Origin of the sequence: Pseudomonas mendocina (genome assembly GCF_900636545.1) — a bacterium.
Classification (GTDB): domain Bacteria; phylum Pseudomonadota; class Gammaproteobacteria; order Pseudomonadales; family Pseudomonadaceae; genus Aquipseudomonas; species Aquipseudomonas mendocina.
In genome coordinates this window covers 803,189-822,564 of record NZ_LR134290.1, presented here as the reverse complement: position 1 = coordinate 822,564, position 19,376 = coordinate 803,189, and the positions used below count along the sequence as shown (strand labels likewise).

Genomic DNA, 19,376 nt, shown 5'->3' with positions numbered 1-19,376 from the left:
TCCATGTTTTGGAAGAAGACTGCTCCCGTAAGAACTGCGGCCAAACCCGCAATGTCCGCTCTGGCGATGGCTCTGGAACCACGGATGATGTTCGACGGTGCGGTCGCCGCCACGGCGGCCGAGGTCGCGGACACACAGGCCGCGGACGCCCAGCCAACGGCGGATGCTTCTTCCAGCCATGACACTCTGGCAGCGACGCCTACTGGCACCGTCGATAACCGTCAGGAAATCGTATTCGTCGACGGCCAAGTCCAGGACTATCAACAGCTGTTGGCGGGCATCAAACCGGGCACCGAAGTGGTGGTGCTCGATCCCAAGGGCGATGGTTTGAAGCAAATCAGCGACTACCTGTCAGGACGCTCTGGCATCGATGCCATCCATATCGTCAGTCACGGGCTGCCAGGGCAAGTGACGCTTGGCAGCCTTGCCCTGGATAAAGCTGGCCTGGACGCACGTGCAGCCGACCTGGCACAAATCGGGCAGAGCCTCGATGTCGATGGCGACATTCTCTTCTACGGCTGCGATGTCGGCAGCGGTGCAGCCGGCCAGGCGTTCGTCAACCAGATAGCCCAACTTACCGGTGCAGATGTAGCTGCCTCCAACGATCCGACCGGCTCTGTTTCCCAAGGCGGCGACTGGACACTGGAAGTCACCAGTGGCTCGATCGAGGCAGTCACGCCATTCTCGGCATCGGCCCAACAAGCCTTCAGTGGGCGCTTGTTCGCGGGGACACTCAATTTCAGCGGCCCGGATGCAGTCATCGGCACGACGGTAACGGATGGGGATGCCAATTCCACTGACATTCCCGGTGTAGTAATCGAGATCTACTCAGCGAATTCAGGTAATACGAACAGTAATTCCCCTTGGGAGTACTACAGCGATTTATTCAACAACGGAACACCGGACGCTGAGGGTATAGTCGACGCCTCAGGTGACGGAACGCCGATCGTCATAATTCGCAGCCAGGACGGAACTGATTTCTCCTTCACCGGTATCAAGATCCTCGACTACTTGGGAGCTCATCCGCAGATCACCTTCGAAGCCTTCCGCGATGGCATCTCGCTGGGCAGCGTGACACTGACGACCGATACAAGTGACTACATATCCGACTTCACCCAGTCCAATGGACTAACCGCGTCGATCTTCCAGAACGTGGACGAGATCCGAATCTCGGACCCCGCTTCCGGCGATGGCAACCTGTACGTTGGGATCGACAACATTGGCTTCGCCGATGTGCCCCGCCCAGCCCTGGTGTCGGCAACGTTCTCCGACAACAACCTGAAGATCGGCGAGACCTCCACTGTCACCTTCACTTTCAACATGGCGGTGACTGGCTTCACCACTACCGACCTGACCGTGCCCAACGGCAACATCAGCGGCTTGAGCAGCTCCGATGGCGGCCTGACCTGGACAGGCCTGTTCACGCCCAACGCAAGTGTCACCGATCCCGCCAACGTGATTACCGTCAACCTGGCCGGCGTCAATGCCGTCAGTGGTGGACTGGCGGGTACCGGTACTGCCGACTCCAGCAACTACGCAATCGACACCCTGGCTCCCAGCGTAACGTCGGTGACGTCCAGTACCGCCAACGGCACCTACAAGACAGGGGATGTGATCTCCGTACAGGTGAACTTCGGCGAGACCGTCACCGTTGCCGGCACGCCACAGTTGACGCTGGAGACGGGTAGCACTGACCGGGTGGTGAACTACGCAAGCGGCTCCGGCACCAACAGCCTGACCTTCACCTACACGGTGCAGGCAGGCGACAGCGCCGCCGACCTCGACTACATCAGCACCAATGCTCTGGGGCTCAACGGCGGCACTATTCGTGATGCCGCCGGCAACGACGCGATACTGTCCCTGGCCACCCCGGGCACTGCGGGTTCCCTGGGGGCCAACAAGGACATCGTGATCAACTCGGCGCCGGGTATTTCCAACCTCAATGGCGACAGCATGGCCTGGGCTGGGGCCGGAAACACAGTGGTACTGGATGTGGGCGGGAACGCACTGCTCAGCGACACAGAGTTCGGTGCGCTAAACGGTGGCAACGGCAACTGGGTGGGGGCCAGTCTGACGATCCAGCGCAACGGCACAGCGTTGAGCAGCGACATACTGGGGTTCAACACCGTCGGCGCGCTGTTCACCATCAGCGGCAGCAACCTGCAGTCGAACGGGCAGACCTTCGCCGCCTTCACCAATGTGGGCGGCGTACTGACCATCACGTTCACCAGCAGCGTTACAGCAGCGACCACAGCGCTGGTCAACGATGTGGCACAACGGGTTACCTACCGCAATGACACGCCAGCCGGCGACACCACCATCCGCTACAGCCTGAATGACGGCACCAGCACCGTCACCGCCGATGTCGTGGTCACCAGCGACATCATCTACGTCACCAATACCAACGACACGGCAACCATCGACCTCAGCAACGGAGTGAGCTTCAGCGAAGCCGTCGCCATCGCCGCGTTAGATGCCACCGGTAGCCAGACCATAGTCTTCGCCAGCAGCCTGGCCGGCCAGACACTGAACCTCAACACCGTATCGATCAATGAAAGCCTGACCTTCGACATGGATCAGGCCAGCGGCCTGGTGCTCACCGGCGGCACCATCACCCTGGGCGGTGGCACCACGCAGACCTTCACCCATGGCGCCGGCGATACGGCAGCCATCAACAGCATCGTTGCCGGCAGCGGTGCGCTGACCAAGGCCGGGGCCGGTGAACTGAGCCTGTCCGGTGCTGGCAACACCTTCTCCGGCGGCACCAGCATTTCCGCAGGCACCCTGACGGTCAGCGGCGGCAATGCCCTTTCCGATAGCGGCAGTGTGAGCGTGGCGTCCGGCGCCACGCTGGCGTTGTCCGGCAACGAGGCCGTCGGCAACCTGTCCGGCGCCGGCTCGATCAACCTCGGCAACAGCACCTTGAGCACCAACCAGAGCGCCGACACCTCCTTCTCCGGTACGATCAGCGGCAACGGCGGGCTGACCGTCAGCCAGTCCGTCAGTGCCACCTATGCACTGACGCTGTCGGGCAGCAACAGCTACAGCGGCGCCACCACACTGCTCAACTACGGCTGGCTGAAGCTCAACGGCGAGGCCTCGATATCCAACAGCAGTGCCGTGCAGGTCAATGGCAACAGCGTGCTGACCCTGCTTTCGGATCAGACCATCGGCAGCCTGGCCAGCAGTGCCGCCACCGCCAGCATCCAGCTCGGCAGCTATACCCTGAGTGCCGGAGGCGACAACAGCTCCACCACGGTAGCCGGGGTCATCTCCGGCAACGGCGCGCTGATCAAGCAGGGCACTGGCACCCTGACCCTGGCCGGCAACAATACCTATGCAGGCAGCACCACGGTGTCTGCCGGCACCCTGTCGATCGCCAGCGATGCCAACCTGGGTGCCGGCAGCCTGATTCTGGCTGGCAGCACGCTCGATATTTCCGGCGCCACCACCATCGACAATGCCATTACCCTCACCGGCAACAGCAGCATCGGCAACGCCAGCGCCGTCACCCTCAGCAGCGCAATCAGCGGTGCCTACGACCTGAGCAAAACCGGCAGCGGCACCCTGACCCTGTCCGCCAGCAACAGCTACGGCGCCACCTATGTGAATGCCGGCACCCTGAGTGTGAGCAGCGACGCCAACCTGGGCTCGGGTGCGGTCAATCTGGCCGCAGGCACGACGCTGGCGCTCACCGGTGCCACCACCATCGACAACGCCATCATCCTTGGCGGCAATGCCACCCTTGCGGCCTCGGCCAACGCCACGGTGTCCGGCGTGGTCAGCGGGGCGTTCACCCTGACCAAAACCGGCGCCTCGACCCTCACGCTGTCCGGCGCCAACACCTACGGCGCCACCACCGTCAGTGCCGGCACCCTCAGCGTGGCCAGCGACGGCAACCTCGGCAGCGGCGCGCTGACCTTGGGCGCCGGCACGACCCTGGCGGTGACCAGCGCCGCCACCATCGACAACAACATCGCCCTGAGCGGCAGCGCCACGGTGAACACCGGAGCCAATACCACCCTGTCCGGGGTGATCAGTGGCGGCAACAACCTGACCAAGACCGGCGCCAGTACCCTGACCCTGACCGGCAACAACACCTACAGCGGCAGCACCAGCGTCAACACCGGGACCCTGAGCATCGCCAACGACGCCAACCTGGGCGCTGGCAGCCTCAACCTGGCCAACGGCACCACGCTGCAGATCACCGGCAGCACCACCATCGACAATGCTCTGGCCTTGACCGGCGTGGCCACCATCAATGCAGGTGCTGCCGCGACGCTCTCGGGCGTGATTAGCGGCAGCGGCAGCCTGACCAAGAGCGGTAGCGGCAGCCTGACCCTCTCGGCCAGCAATACCAACCTGGGCAACACCACCGTAGCGGCCGGCACCCTGGTGGTGGACGGCAGCACCAACAACGCCACCACGGTGGCCAGCGGTGCGACCCTGGCCGGTAGCGGCACCCTGGGCGGCGATGTCATCGTACAGAGCGGCGGCACCCTGTCTCCGGGTGGCGCGGGCGTCGCCACGCTGACCGTCAACGGCAACCTGACCCTGAACGCGGGCAGCACCCTGGCGCTGGACATCAACGGCGCCAGCGCCGGCACCGGCTACGACCGGGTCGTGGTGAACGGTACCGTCGACGTCTCCGGCGCCACCCTGGCGGTGAGCCACGGCTACGCGGCCGGTAGCGGCGAGAGCTACACGGTGATCGTCAACGACGCGGCCGATGCCGTGACCGGCACCTTCAGCGGCGTCAGCGAGGGCGGCAAGTTCAACGCCGCCGGCAACGGTACCGAGCTGACCACCAGCTACATCGGCGGCAGCGGCAACGACCTGACCCTGACCGCGCCCATCGCCCCGACCGTCACCAGCGTCTCCTCCAGCACGCCCAACGGCACCTACAAGATCGGCGATGTCATCACCGTCACCGTGCGCTTCGATTCGGCGGTAAACGTGACCGGCACCCCGACCCTAACCCTGGAGACCGGCGCCACCGACCGGGTGCTCAACTACGTGTCCGGCTCGGGTACCGACACCCTGAGCTTCAGCTACACTGTGCAGGCCGGGGACAGCTCCGCCGACCTCGACTACACGTCCAGCTCGGCGCTGAGCCTCAATGGCGGCACCATCAAGGACGGCGCCAACCAGAACGCCATCCTCACCCTGGCGGCCCCCGGTGCGGCAGGCTCTTTGGGCGCCAACAAGGCCCTGGTGGTGGACGGCGTGCGCCCGGCGGCCACCAGCATCACCCTCAGCGACTCCAACCTGCGGATCGGCGAGACCGCCACCGTCACCGTGACCTTCAACGAGCGGGTCTCCGGCCTGGATACTGCCGACTTCAGCGTGGCCAACGGCACCCTCAGCGGCCTCAGCAGCAGCGATGGCGGCCTGACATGGACGGCGACCTTCACCCCCAGCGCCAACATCAGCGATGCCACCAACCTGATCATCCTCGACAACACCGGCGTGATGGACCAGGCGGGCAACATCGGCAGCGGCACTACCGATTCGGTCAACTACGCCATCGACACCCAGCGTCCGACGGCCACCATCGTGGTCACCGACAGCGTGCTCAAGGCCGGGCAGACCACCACCGTCACCATCACCTTCAGCGAAGCGGTGACCGGGCTGGGCATCGGCGACTTCCTGGTCGAAAACGGCACCCTCAGTGGGCTCAGCAGCAACGACGGCGGCATCACCTGGACGGCGACCCTGACGCCGAGCGCCAACGTCACCGACACCACCAACCTGATCACCCTGGACAACACCGGCTACACCGATGTCGCCGGAAACGCCGGGACCGGCAGCACCGACTCCAACAACTACGCCATCGACACCCAGCGCCCGACGGCCACCATCGTGGTCACCGACACCGCGCTGAAGGCCGGGCAGGGCACCACCGTCACCATCACCTTCAGCGAGGCGGTGAGCGGGCTGACCACGGCGGACTTCAGCGTGGCCAACGGCAGCCTGAGCGGGCTCAGCTCCGCTGACGGCGGCATCACCTGGACGGCGACCCTGACGCCCAGCGCCAACGTTACCGACCCGACCAACCTAGTCACCCTGGACAACACCGGCTACACCGATGCCGCCGGCAACACCGGCACCGGCACCACCGATTCCAACAACTACGCCATCGACAGCCAGCGCCCAACAGCGAGCATAGCGGTGGGCAACACATCTCTATCCATTGGCGATAGCACGACAGTGACTATCACCTTCAGTGAGGCCGTGACTGGACTGACCATCGCCGACTTCACTGTTGCGAACGGTGCCCTAAGCAACCTGAGCTCGAATGATGGTGGCGTAACCTGGACCGCTACACTGACTCCAAGTGCCGATGTTGCCTCCCCTACCAACCAGATCACTCTGGCTAACACTGGCTACACAGACACGGCAGGCAATACTGGCAGCACCCCCACTGACTCCAATAACTACTCAGTCGATACTCAACGCCCAACCGCGACTATCGTAGTGAACGACACGATACTGGCAGCCGGCAAGACGACGACGGTTACCATTACCTTCAATGAAGCCGTATCCGGCCTGGCTCTCGCTAATTTCGCAGTAGCCAACGGCGTCCTGAGCAACCTAAGCACCTCGGACAACATCACCTGGACAGCGACTCTAACGCCGAACGCCGATACCTCTGACGCCACCAACCTGATCACTCTGAACAACAGCGGTGTGCAAGATCAGGCAGGCAACACTGGCGTCGGCACCACCGACTCCAATAACTACGCCATCGATACTCAGCGCCCAACGGCCACATCCGTGCTTGTTACCGATACGGAGCTGAAAGCTGGCCAAAGCACCACCGTCACCATCACCTTCAGTGAAGCTGTGAGCGGGCTGACCACCACGGACTTCAGCGTGGCCAACGGCATGCTGAGCAACCTCAGCAGCAGCGATGGTGGCTTGACCTGGACGGCGACCCTGACACCTGATGCCAACGTCACCGATGCCACCAACCTCATCACCCTGGACAATACCGGCTACGCCGATGCCGCCGGCAATACCGGCACCGGCATCACCACCTCGAACAACTACACTATCGACACCCAACGGCCGACCGCGACCATCGTGGTGAACGACACCGCGCTGGCAGTTGGTGAAACTACCGCCGTGACCATCACCTTCAACGAAGCCGTGACGGGCCTGAACCTGGCCGACTTCAGCGTGGCCAACGGCACTCTGAGCAATCTGAGCACAACGGACAACATCACCTACACAGCAATCCTGACGCCTAGCGGCAACATTGCCGACAGCAGCAACGTGATCACGCTGAACAATGCCGGCGTGCAGGATGCCGCAGGCAACATCGGTAGCGGCAGCACCAATTCGAACAACTACACCATCGACACCCAGCGCCCGACCGCAACCATCCAGTTGAGCGACGCCGCTCTGGCTGCCGGTGAGACGGCGACTGTAACCATCACCTTCAACGAAGCCGTGACAGGTCTGAGCCTGGCTGACCTCAGCGCAAGCAATGGCACCCTCAGCGGGCTCAGCAGCAACGATGGCGGCATCACCTGGACCGCTATACTGACTCCAGCAGCCAACGTCACTGCGAGCAGCAACCTGATCACCCTGAACAACGCTGGGGTGCAGGACGCAGCAGGCAATACCGGTATTGGCGGCACCCTGTCAGGCAATTACGCCGTAGATACGGTGGTTCCGGTCATTGGCAGTGTCAGCGTACCCGTTAGTGTGCAGTACAACGCTGGCGATACCCTGACCTTCGTGGTCAACGCCAGCGAAGCCGTTCTGGTCAACGGCACGCCAAGGCTGGCACTGGATATCGGCGGTACTACGGTCTTCGCCAACTACATAGCAGGCTCTGGTACCACGACCCTGGTCTTCCAATACAGCGTGCAACCTGGTCTGAACGATGCAGATGGCATCACCGTGACGGGCCTGCAGAGCAATGGCGGCAACCTGCGCGATGCAACTGGCAATGCCATGAACCTGACCCTGAACAACGTCGGCGATACCTCAGGCGTACGCATCGACACCACCGCGCCCACTGCGGCCCTGGCCCTGGATCAAGCAGCCAGCAGCGCAGGCAACGTACGCTACACCCTGACCTTCAGCGAGGACGTAAGCGGTGTCGACTTGTCGGACTTCAGTTTGGTCAGTACAGGCAACGCCCAAGGAACTCTCAGCAGCCTCGTGCAGATCGATGCACGAACCTACCAAATCACCATTAGCAATGTTGTCGGAAGCGGCAGCCTGGCCCTGGCGCTCAACAGCAGCGGAACCGGTATCAGCGATTCGGCGGGTAACGTTCTGATCGGTGGCCTGGTTGGTCAACCTTATACTCAGAACCAGACCGCAGGTGACCCCGAGTTCCTCGCCAACCCAACGCCCAACGCCCCCACCACACCGAGTGCAGCGTCCCAACCCAATGTGCCTAGCGCACCACCCTCCAGCACCACCTCACCCCTGTTCCCGCCACCACTGTTCGAGCAACCGACTCTCGGCGGCGGCATACCCCCGGTGGGCAACATATTCATGAACAACGGCGCGCTGGCGCCCAGCTACATCGCCCAAGTCTTCGCCAGCAGCGACAGCGGTGCTGGCAATGGCAGCGGCATTGGCTTCCTCGGCTTTGGCGGCGGTGATGGCGGGGTGTTCGGCACCAGCAGTTTCTCCAGCATGTTCAGCAAGGAGGTCCCACTGGAATCGGGTGAAATCCAGTTGCGCTGGGGAGGCTCGCCCAGCAATGGCGTGGGCGGGGGAGAAATTCTCGGAGCCCCGACGCTGGGTCAGCAACTGCACGAGATAGGGGAAAGCGAACAGCGCCAGATCAGAGATCTGGCTTGGGCATTCGGACAGATTTCCTTGCAGGCTCCAAATGCGTAATCGACACACACAACAGACAAAAAATAGAAAAAGTGCCGTACCAGGGGGCGGCCCAAGGATGAGCAGAGCAACGAAGTTTTTCAGCATCAGCTTGTTGGCGCTGGCAGTTACCGGTTGTGCCGTGACCAGCCAACCCATCGACCGCAGCGTCAGCGAGCAACGCGCGCAGCAGGATCTGGCGACCATGTTCAAGGATCAGGAACCGCTCAGCGGCCCACTGACCTTGCACGAAGCCATGGCTCGCGCAGTGAAGTACAACCTCGAGGCGCGCCTGAAGGTCATGGAAGAAGCCATGGCTCAGCGTCAGGTCGACCTGGCCACCTTCGACATGCTGCCGCGTATGGCGCTGTCCGCCGGCTATGCCGGGCGCAACAACGTCAGCGCTTCCAGCAGCCAGAGCGTCAATACCGGCACACAGTCGCTGGAACCTTCCACCTCGCAGGATCGCGACCGTGGCGTGGCCGACCTGACCATGGTGTGGAACGTACTGGACTTCGGTGTCAGCTACGTCAGCGCCAAGCAGCAGGGCGACCAACGCCTCATCGTGCAGGAACGCCGCCGCAAGGTCGTCCATACCATCATCCAGGATGTACGCTCGGCCTACTGGCGTGCGGTGGCGGCCGACCGCCTGCTGACCCAGATCGACAACCTGATGGCCCGCGTCGGGCAGGCCCGTGACAATAGCCAGCGCCTCAGCGAACAGCGCATCGGCGATCCCATTCAGGCCTTGGGATACCAGCGCGCCCTGATCGAGGCGACCCGCCAGCTCGAAGAGCAGCGCCGCGCCCTGTCGCTGGCCAAGACCGAGCTGGCCACCCTGATCAACCTGCCGCTAGGCACCCAGGTTGAGTTGGCACCCGACGACGGCTATCAAATTCCGGAACTGAAGGTAGCCCTCGATACGCTGGAACAGGAAGCCCTGGCCAGCCGCCCGGAGTTACGCGAACAGGACTATCAGGCGCGTATCAGCGCAGCCGAAACCCGCAAGGCCATGCTGCGCCTGCTACCGGGCCTGGAGTTTTCTGCCGGCGGTCACTACGACAGCAACTCCTTCCTGGTGAACCAGAGCTGGGCCGACTATGGCGTGAAGGTGACCTGGAACCTGTTCAACGTACTCTCCGCTCCCGCCGCCATAGACGTCGCCAAGGCTGGCCAGGAGGTCGTCGATGCGCGGCGCCAGGCCATGTCGATGGCCATCCTCGCCCAACTGCACGTCGCCAACGCCAACTTCCGCGAGGCCCAGCGCCAGTTCCAGACCAGTCAACAACTGGCCGGACTGGATGGGCAGATCGTCGAGCAATTGCGTAATCGCTACCAGGCACAGGGCATTGGCGAACTGGAGTTGATCCAGGGCGAGCTGAATACGCTGCAGGCGGATCTGCGCCGCGACCTGGCCTACGCCGAGTTGCGTAACAGCTATGGCCAGCTATTCGCCAGCGTCGGCCTCGACCCGCTGCCGGAGAGCGTCGCGTCCGACAGCGTTGCGGATATCGCCGCCGCGCTCTCCAGCCGTGAGGCGCAGTGGCAGGCAGGTCAACTCTAGCCTGTCAGCACCCGCCATCGAGGCTGGCAATCCAACGGTCGATCACCTCCAGCCCTTCGCGGTGGGAGGTGGAGCGACCCAGCTCGGGCATCATGACGCTGGGGTCGGTGCTGTGCAGACGAAAGCTCAGCACCGATTTCTCCGGTGCACCGGGATGAATGTCCACCAGGCGATCGCCCGAGCCCTTGCCAGCCGCCACCGGTTGCTTGCACAGCCCAAAGGCGATGCTCAGCGGTGTGGCTGGGTCGAGATACAGGCCCGAGGTACGCCCCGGGCCTTCAGGGTTATGGCAGTGCGAGCAATTGGCATCCAGATAGCTGCGCGCCTGCGCTTGCAGCCCCTCTGTCTCACGCGGCGCCCCCCATCGCGCGTTGCGTGAAAGAGCCTCCACTGCGGTCGGGACGCCCTGCAGAAAACCTACCGACTGCCAGCGCCGCAACTGATTGGCCAAGCCATCGGCATAGCTGAAATCCTTGTTCAGATGCCGCACCTTAGGCCCCAGCGGCTGCACACCCTTGCCCGCCTGCTCCTCATGACAACCCGCGCACTGGTTGGCGTCCGGCACCTGATAGTCGACCGCCAGTACCTCGCCGCGCTCATCGTGCAACGCCAGGTCGAAGCTGGCACCGGCCCATTCCAGGGTCGCCTCACGCTGGGCATCGTCCCAAACATAGGGCAAGGCCACCCAGCCCTGCTCCTGACGCAGCAGGATACGCGTCTCGATCAGCCTCACCCGTTCAAGCTCTACCACTTCCGTGTCGCGCTGCTCGTTGCGCAGCAAGCGTCCTTGAGCGTCGCGCGGGTAATAGAAGGTCTTGCTCAGTACCGTGCCCACCGGATAATCGAAGCGCGCCTCGCCGTACTGCGCACTGCTTCCCTGCGGCATCCAGATGGTACGAAGCTTGTGCGCATAGTCGGTGAACAGCGGCGTATTGAGGTCATAGGGCAACACACCGTTGGCTGGCTGCAGTTGGCCATCGCGCTGTTGCAGCACGGCCCAGCTACTGAGTTTTTCCGGGTAGTGGTCACCGCTGGGCATGTACAAAGGCGAATGCGGCGGCGGCTTACAAGCAGCGAGCAGCACGGCAATCAGCAATATCCAGCCGTTGTTCATGCGCCCTCGCCTTTCTCTGCCAACGCGGCGCGCAGTTCGACGGCGGGCAGACGGGGCAGCTCGCAGCGATGTGGCTCGATCTCGGTGCTGATGTTCTTGTAACCGCCCGGGCCATCGACGTTGACAATACCGGCGTCACCATTGTCGATGCAGATCGCCAGCTCGGACGGCAGCTTGCCGTCCACCAGCTTGTCAGGATTGACGTAGCCATCCCAGAGAATATCGGGCAGGCGTCCATTGAGGCCGAATTGGGTCAGCTTGAGAGCCTTGAGCTCAAGGTTGTCAGGGCTGTCGCCCGCCGGCCCGAAACGGTTGCCATGGATATGGATGGCTTCTGGATAGGGGTCAAAGTCCTCGGCAGTGGAGAGGTCGGTATAACCGGTGCTGAAGTAGCTGCTGACGATGACATTGGCGGTGCGGTGGTCGCCGATATCGTTGTCGAAGATTTCCACCTTGTCGTTGGAGTTGACCAGCACTCCGGAACCGGCCGGCACACTGGCCACTGGCGTGCCTTTATGACCGAAGTTCTTGTGGTTGTTGCCTTCGACCTTATTGCGATAGACCCGCGTGGTGTGCCCCGGCTGCGGCAGGTTGGGCATGTTGAAGACCAGGATGCCTCCCGTGTTGCCGGTAGCGACGTTGTCGTGAACATCGGCACCAATGGTGTTCTCGATTTCGATACCCGCGACGTTGCGCTCGGCACGGCTGTTGCGCACCACCACGTTGCGCGACTGACCCACATAGATGCCCGCGTCAGAAGCGCCGATGGCCACTACGCCGTCGATCAGCACGTTCTCGGTCTGCACCGGGTAGATGCCATAAGCACCATTCTCAGTAGCCGGGCCATTGGTCCACTCGGTGCGCACGCGGCGGATGATGATGTTCTGACCGCCTACCACCTTGAGCGCATCGCCCTTGGTGTCTTCCAGCGCCAGATCCTCGATGGTGAAGTCTGAAGCATTCACCAGCAGTCCCTCGGCGCCGGACTTCTGCCCCTTGAAGCTGAGAGTGGTCTGGTCCATACCAGCGCCCTTGAGAGTCACACCACTCACCTTGAGGCTGAGGCTGCGGTCGAGCTGCCAGGTACCAGCAGGTATCTCGATCACCTCGCCAGGCTTGGCTTTGATCAGTTGCATCTGCAACTGCTTCTGGAAATCCAGATTGGCGACCGGCGGAGCCTCGCTCTCGCCACACGCCACCAGCAACAGGGACACCGCTAGAAGAGAAAGAGCAGCAACACGCATGGCGGACTCCGGTTGGATTTTATTTTTGGCACTATAGTACCAATTAAAGATCAACCCAAGAGCTTTCGCTCATCGCAAGCTGCACGATGAAACCGGTGGAATACTTGCGGCGCCAACCGCGAAGCAACAGACTAGCGCCGTTGTACATCCCCCTTCGCCGCCCAAGGACAGGCCGCCATGCATACCCTCGAACGCATCTATCCGCTGAAGATGGATGAACGCCTGGCTGCCGATCAGGCCACCCTCGATCTGCACATGCAGCGCTACGAATTCGCCAGCCGCTCGCTGGCTGGCTCACGTGTACTCGACATGGCGTGCGGTTGTGGCTACGGCAGTGCGCTACTGGCCGAACGACATCCGGACAAGCAGATCACCGGCATCGATATCGACCCCGAAGCCATTGCCTATGCCCAGGCGCATTACCGACGGCCGAACCTGCGCTACCTGTGCGCGAATGCCGAAACCTTCGCCGACAGCGCAGGCTTCGACAGTATCGTCAGCCTGGAGACCATCGAGCACCTACCGGACCCGGTGCGTCTGGTGGAAAACCTCGCAAGGCTGCTGGCCCAGAACGGACGCATCATTGCCTCGGTGCCGACCACTCCCACGCTCGACGGTAACCCGCATCACCTCCATGACTTCAGCCCAGCGAGCTTCGCGCGCCTGTTCCGCCGTCATGGCTTGCGCGCGCACGAGCGCTTCGAGCAGATCCAGCGCTGGGAATTTTCCGGGCTGTTCAAGAAACCAAAGAAAAAAGAGGCCCGCCAGCACCGCTCGGAAGGCGTCGGCAATGCCGTGCTGGCGTATTACCGCAGCCACCCGTTTTATCTGTTCAGGCGCCTGGGCTCGATACTGCGCTACGGCCCTAGCAACCGTTACCTGACCTGCCGTTTCAGCGCTGACTGAGCCAGCCGCAGGTCTCGACGACGATGGTGGGCTGAAGCCCACCCTACAAGGCGCTGACGAGGGTTTCTGAAACGAAAACGCCAGCACAGTGCTGGCGTTTTCGTGAGTGCTGCTGATGATTCAGCGCGGTACTGCGGGTTTCTTCCCAGGCTTCTTGCCTTTGCCAGCGCCAGCGCGCTCACGCGCAGCCTGCTGATTACGTGCCTCGGCCGCCGCCTTGGCCTGCTCGCGCTTATCCCAGGGTTTGCTACCATCGCTGGCGCGAGGCGGCAAGCCGGTGTGCTGGGTGAGGATCTTGCCGCCGGCGGCCCCGCCCACCTTCTTGCTGCCCGCCGGCGTGGAGTTCTTGCGCCGCGCACTCTGGTACTCGTCGGTCTTGGGCTGGTAGGTCGGGATCAGATGGTGCTTGCCGTTACCGATCAGGTCGGCACGGCCCATGCGCTCCAGTGCTTCACGCAGCAGCGGCCAGCCTTTCGGGTCGTGGTAACGCAGGAAGGCCTTATGCAGGCGACGCTGCTGCTCGCTCTTGACGATCTCCACGCCGTCGCTCTTGTAGGTGACCTTGCGCAGCGGGTTCTTGCCCGAGTGATACATGGCGGTCGCCGTGGCCATCGGCGACGGGTAGAAAGCCTGCACCTGGTCGGCACGGAAACCGTTGCGCTTGAGCCACAGCGCGAGGTTCATCATGTCCTCGTCGGTGGTGCCGGGGTGCGCGGCGATGAAGTACGGGATCAGGTACTGCTCCTTGCCCGCCTCTTTCGAGAACTTCTCGAACATCTGCTTGAAGCGGTCGTAGCTGCCGATACCCGGCTTCATCATCTTGTCCAGCGGGCCACGCTCGGTGTGCTCCGGAGCGATCTTCAGGTAGCCGCCGACATGGTGGGTGACCAGCTCCTTGACGTACTCCGGTGACTCGACGGCCAGGTCGTAGCGCAGGCCAGAAGCGATCAGAATCTTCTTCACCCCCGGCAGTGCACGCGCCTTGCGGTACAGCTCGATCAACGACGAGTGGTCGGTGTTGAGGTTCTCGCAGATGCCCGGGAATACGCAGGACGGCTTGCGGCAGTGACGCTCGATCTCCGGGTCCTTGCAGGCGATGCGGTACATGTTGGCGGTCGGCCCGCCAAGGTCGGAGACCACGCCAGTGAAGCCCGGCACCTTGTCGCGCATCTCCTCGATCTCACGGATGATCGACTCGTGAGAGCGGTTCTGGATGATCCGCCCCTCGTGTTCGGTGATCGAGCAGAAGGTGCAGCCGCCGAAGCAGCCGCGCATGATGTTCACCGAGAAACGGATCATCTCGTAGGCCGGAATCTTCTCCTTGCCATAGGCCGGGTGCGGCACGCGTGCGTAGGGCATGCCGAACACGTAGTCCATTTCCTCGGTGGTCATGGGGATGGGGGGCGGGTTGAACCACACGTCCACTTCGCCATGCTTCTGCACCAGCGCGCGGGCGTTGCCCGGGTTGGTTTCCAGGTGCAGCACGCGGTTGGCGTGGGCGTAGAGCACCGGGTCGTTGCGCACCTTCTCGAAAGACGGCAGGCGGATCACCGTCTTGTCGCGGGTCATGCGCGGGCTTTCGAGAATCTGCACCACCTTGGCTTCGTTCGGGTCTTCGACCTCGCCCTTGGCCTGTTCGATGGCACAGGCTTCGGTGTCCTGCGTATTGACGTAAGGGTTGATGATCTTGTCGACGCGACCAGGGCGGTCGATACGGGTGGAGTCCACCTCGAACCAGCCAGTCGGCGTATCGCGGCGAATGAAGGCCGTGCCGCGCACATCGGTGATGGCCTCGATCTGCTCACCCCGCGACAGGCGCTGGGCGATCTCCACCACCGCACGCTCAGCGTTGCCATAGAGCAGGATATCGGCGGTGGCGTCCATCAGGATCGAGCGACGTACCTTGTCCTGCCAGTAGTCGTAATGTGCGATGCGGCGCAGCGAGGCCTCGATGCCGCCAAGCACCACCGGCACATGGCTGTAAGCCTCCTTGCAGCGCTGGCTGTAGACCAGGCTGGCGCGATCCGGACGCTTGCCCGCCAGGCCGCCCGGCGTGTAGGCGTCGTCGGAGCGGATCTTCTTGTCCGCGGTGTAGCGGTTGATCATCGAGTCCATGTTGCCCGCCGCCACGCCGAAGAACAGATTCGGCTCGCCGAGCTTCATGAAGTCGTCCTTAGAGCGCCAGTCCGGCTGGGCGATGATGCCCACTCGGAAGCCCTGGGCCTCGAGCAGGCGGCCGATGATGGCCATGCCGAACGAAGGATGATCGACGTAGGCATCGCCCGTGACGATGATGATGTCGCAGCTGTCCCAGCCGAGCAGATCCATCTCTTCCCGGCTCATGGGCAGGAAGGGCGCAGGCCCGAAACACTCGGCCCAGTACTTGGGATAGTCGAACAGCGGCTTGGCGGCTTGCATATTTTTTGATCAATGGGCTATCACGAGGGGCGCGGATGATAGCACAAAATTTAACCAAACCAGACTATTCCACTGGGTTTAATGCCCTCGGGGAAGCCGATGCTACCAAGCTCACGAACGGGGTCGACGCTTCTCGCCCAGCACTTCGTCCGCCCATCAGCGCGTACGAAAGGATAGAAAAATCAGACATTTTTCGGCGGTAGCCATACGCCATATTTGTTTTCGTCCGATAACAATCCTGTGCATATACTCAAATACTCGGCCAGTCGACTCCAGGACACCTATGCTGCAGCGTTTCGCCTTCCTGCTCGCTCTTCTGCTCGGACTGTCGACCACGGGCCTGGCCATGGCATCCGTGACGCTCACCGACGCCAGCAGCGGCATGCCGCTCAACGCCTATATCGAGTTACTGGAAGACACTGACGGCAGCCTGACCATCGACGACCTCGCAACGCCTGAACAGCAGTCTCGCTTTCACCCAGCCAATGGCCGCGCCAGCGTTGGCCAGAGCCTGAACCCGTGGTGGATAAAATTGACCCTGCAGCGCGACATGCGCGCACCGGCTCGCTGGGTGCTGGAAGTCGGCTCGGTGACTCAGCTGGACCTGCAGCTCTACCAACCCAATGGCCAGGGCGGCTGGCAGCTACGCCAGTCCGGCGAGCGCGTACCGTTCAGCGAGAGTCGCGACCATCCTTACCGACGCATGGTGTTCGATCTGCCGATACTCGGTGAACAGCCGACGACCTTCTACCTGCGTGCCTTCGATCCCGCCGGCAACTCGTTCCCGCTGCGCATCTGGCAGCTTGACGAACTCACGCAACTGGCAGCCCGCGAGAACCTTGCGCTCGGCGCCATCTACGGCGTGGTCTTCGCATTGCTGCTGTACAACCTGTTCATCCTCATCTCGCTGCGCGACAAGGCCTACTTCTGGTACGTGCTGACCACCGCGTTTGCGCTGGTGTTCATCATCAGCATGACCGGCCATGGTGCCCAGTATCTTTGGCCCAACAGCCCGGTACCATCTTGGCTCGATCGCATCACCCTGCCCTCGCTATGGGGGCTGTTTGCCTGCCGCTTCACCCAAACCCTGCTGCAGACTAAGCTGTACGTGCGCTGGGCCCATCACCTGCTGAGCATGGCCTGCGTCATCTACATCGTCGCCATCGTGCTCAACCTCTCCGGCCAGCGTTACCTGGCAGCCTGGGCCATTGCCCTGCTGTCGCTGACCAGCATCCCTGCAGCTCTCGGCAGCGCCGTGGTGCGCTGGCGCCAGGGTTTCTTCCCGGCGCAGCTTTATCTCTACGGCTATGGCCTGGTACTTGGCAGCGTGGGCATCCTGCTGCTACGCACCACCGGCGTACTGCAACCGGCCGAATGGAATGCCTATGTGTTCCCACTGGCGGTGGCTGCGGAATCCATCCTGTTCTCTTTCGCCCTGGCTTATCGCATCCAGATCCTCAAGCAGGAGCGCGCCGTGGCGCTGCAGCAAGCGGATCGCGAGAAGACCGCACGCCTGGCCCAGCTGCAGGCCAGCGCCGACGAGTTGCAGGCGGCGGTGACCGCACGCACCGCCGAACTCGCCGCGACCAACGAACAACTGCGCGAACGCGAGCGCGAACTGCAGCATGCGGCCTTCCACGACCCACTGACCGAGCTGCCCAACCGTCGCTACCTGGTGGAGCGCTGCGAGTCGGCCCTGGGCCATGCCGAACGGCACAAGGAAAGCGTGGCCCTGCTGCTGATCGACCTGGATCACTTCAAGCCGATCAATGATCGCTTCGGCCACGCGGCCGGTGACCTGATGCTGCAGGTGATCGCCAAGCGCCTGCGCGAACACGTGCGCCTAGGCGATGCAGTGGCGCGTCTCGGCGGTGACGAGTTCGCGGTGCTGATCTGTGGCAGCGATGCTGAAAGCCAGGCCCGCGAAATCGCCGAGCGCCTGCTGGCAGAGCTGTCCGAGCCCGTGCATTACGGGGCCGAGCGCCTGCGCGTGACCATCAGCATCGGCGTGGCACTCTATCCACGCCATGCGCAGAACTTTACCGGGCTGTACAAGATCGCCGACCACGCACTCTATCGCGTCAAGGAGCTGGGGCGTTCCGGCGCGCGCGTGCACGGTGATGATGGTGAGCTGAGCGAGCAGGCCTGCCTGCAGTTGGACGTACTCAAAGTACCCAGCGGCCTGGCCTAGCCGATATAGCGACGCGGCACCCGCGCGGTGACTTTGCTCAGCAGCTCGTAGCCGATGGTGCTGCACGCTGCCGCCACCTCATCCAGCGGCAGATTGGCACCCCATAACTCAACAGGCGAATCGACGTCGGCCTCGGGCAGGTCGGTGATATCCACCGCCAGCATGTCCATCGACACCCGCCCCGCCAGCGCGGCACGCTGCCCCTCGACGAGCACCGGAGTGCCACTCGGCGCATGGCGCGGATAACCATCGGCATAGCCACAGCTGACCGTGGCAATACGCGAGGGCCGCTGTGCTACCCAGCTCGCGCCATAACCGACGCTCTCACCGATGGCCACTTCACGCACGGCGATAACCCGAGCAGCCAGGGTCATGGCAGGCCTAAGTCCAAGCTCGCGAGCGCTCAGTTCGGCAAACGGCGTGGCGCCATAGAGCATGATGCCGGGGCGCAGCCAATCCATGTGTGCAGCGGGAATGGTCAGCACGGCTGCCGAGTTGGCCAGGGAGCGATGACTGAAATCCAGGTCCAGCAGATCGAGAAAACGCTCAACCTGCTGCTCGGTGAGCGGATGTCCCCGCTCGTCGGCACAGGCGAAATGGCTCAGCAGATTGAGCTCGTTGACCTGTTCGGCATTCTCAAGCCGTGCATACCAATGGCGCAGGCTGGCGGCATCGAAGCCCAGTCGATGCATCCCGGAGTCCAGCTTCAGCCAGACATTCAGTGGTCGCACCAGATCACTGGCAAGCAGCGCCTCGGCTTGCGCCGCGCCCTGTATCACCAGATCCAGCCCCAACTGCGCAGCGATGGCATATTCGCTGGCCTCGAAACAGCCTTCGAGCAGCAGGACACGCGCCTCGCCATGCATGGCGCGCACTTCTGCCGCCTCTTCCAGACAGGCCACCGCGAAGCCGTCGGCAAGGTCGTGCAGCGCCGTTACCACCTCACGTACACCGTGGCCATAGGCATTGGCCTTGACCACAGCAAAGGCCTGCCGCCCCGGCGCGCAGCGCTTGGCGACGGCGTAGTTGTGGGCAATGGCGGAGAGGTCGACGATGGCGGCAAGCGGACGCATGACAGAAAGCCTGAAGAAA

The 19,376-nt window shown here is 62.8% G+C and carries 8 protein-coding genes; 4 read left to right on the top strand and 4 right to left on the bottom strand.

The features are described from left to right. Positions 1-84: 84 nt before the first annotated feature. Positions 85-8,868, top strand: a complete 8,784-nt coding sequence (locus tag EL191_RS03735) for an Ig-like domain-containing protein (RefSeq protein ID WP_041976588.1) — start codon at positions 85-87, stop codon at positions 8,866-8,868. 58 nt (positions 8,869-8,926) lie between these two features. Next, on the top strand, positions 8,927-10,411 hold the full coding sequence (locus EL191_RS03730) for a TolC family protein (RefSeq protein ID WP_013713874.1): 1,485 nt from the start codon (positions 8,927-8,929) through the stop codon (positions 10,409-10,411). Positions 10,412-10,415: 4 nt separating this feature from the next. On the opposite strand, the gene EL191_RS03725 is transcribed toward EL191_RS03730, so the two are convergent. Continuing rightward, positions 10,416-11,525, bottom strand: a complete 1,110-nt coding sequence (locus EL191_RS03725) for an SO2930 family diheme c-type cytochrome (protein WP_013713873.1) — start codon at positions 11,523-11,525, stop codon at positions 10,416-10,418. Next, on the bottom strand, positions 11,522-12,769 hold the full coding sequence (locus EL191_RS03720; protein WP_041976586.1) for a parallel beta-helix domain-containing protein: 1,248 nt from the start codon (positions 12,767-12,769) through the stop codon (positions 11,522-11,524). Before EL191_RS03720 ends, EL191_RS03725 begins: the two co-directional genes overlap by 4 nt. Before the next feature lie 177 nt (positions 12,770-12,946). Between EL191_RS03720 and EL191_RS03715 the strand changes: the two genes are divergently transcribed. Next, positions 12,947-13,675 (top strand): class I SAM-dependent methyltransferase, encoded by a 729-nt coding sequence (locus EL191_RS03715; RefSeq protein WP_013713871.1) that lies wholly within the window; start codon positions 12,947-12,949, stop codon positions 13,673-13,675. A gap of 120 nt (positions 13,676-13,795) precedes the next feature. Here the strand turns inward: EL191_RS03715 and EL191_RS03710 are convergent, their stop codons facing one another. Further along, on the bottom strand, positions 13,796-16,093 hold the full coding sequence (locus tag EL191_RS03710; protein ID WP_041976584.1) for a YgiQ family radical SAM protein: 2,298 nt from the start codon (positions 16,091-16,093) through the stop codon (positions 13,796-13,798). Positions 16,094-16,376: 283 nt separating this feature from the next. Here EL191_RS03710 and EL191_RS03705 point away from each other — a divergent pair, with 283 nt between their 5' ends. Continuing rightward, complete coding sequence (locus EL191_RS03705) at positions 16,377-18,284, top strand: diguanylate cyclase (protein WP_017360634.1); 1,908 nt, start codon at positions 16,377-16,379, stop codon at positions 18,282-18,284. On the opposite strand, the gene alr is transcribed toward EL191_RS03705, so the two are convergent. Beyond that, positions 18,281-19,357 (bottom strand): alanine racemase, encoded by a 1,077-nt coding sequence (gene alr / locus EL191_RS03700; RefSeq protein WP_041976582.1) that lies wholly within the window; start codon positions 19,355-19,357, stop codon positions 18,281-18,283. The genes EL191_RS03705 and alr overlap by 4 nt on opposite strands. Positions 19,358-19,376 lie beyond the last annotated feature (19 nt).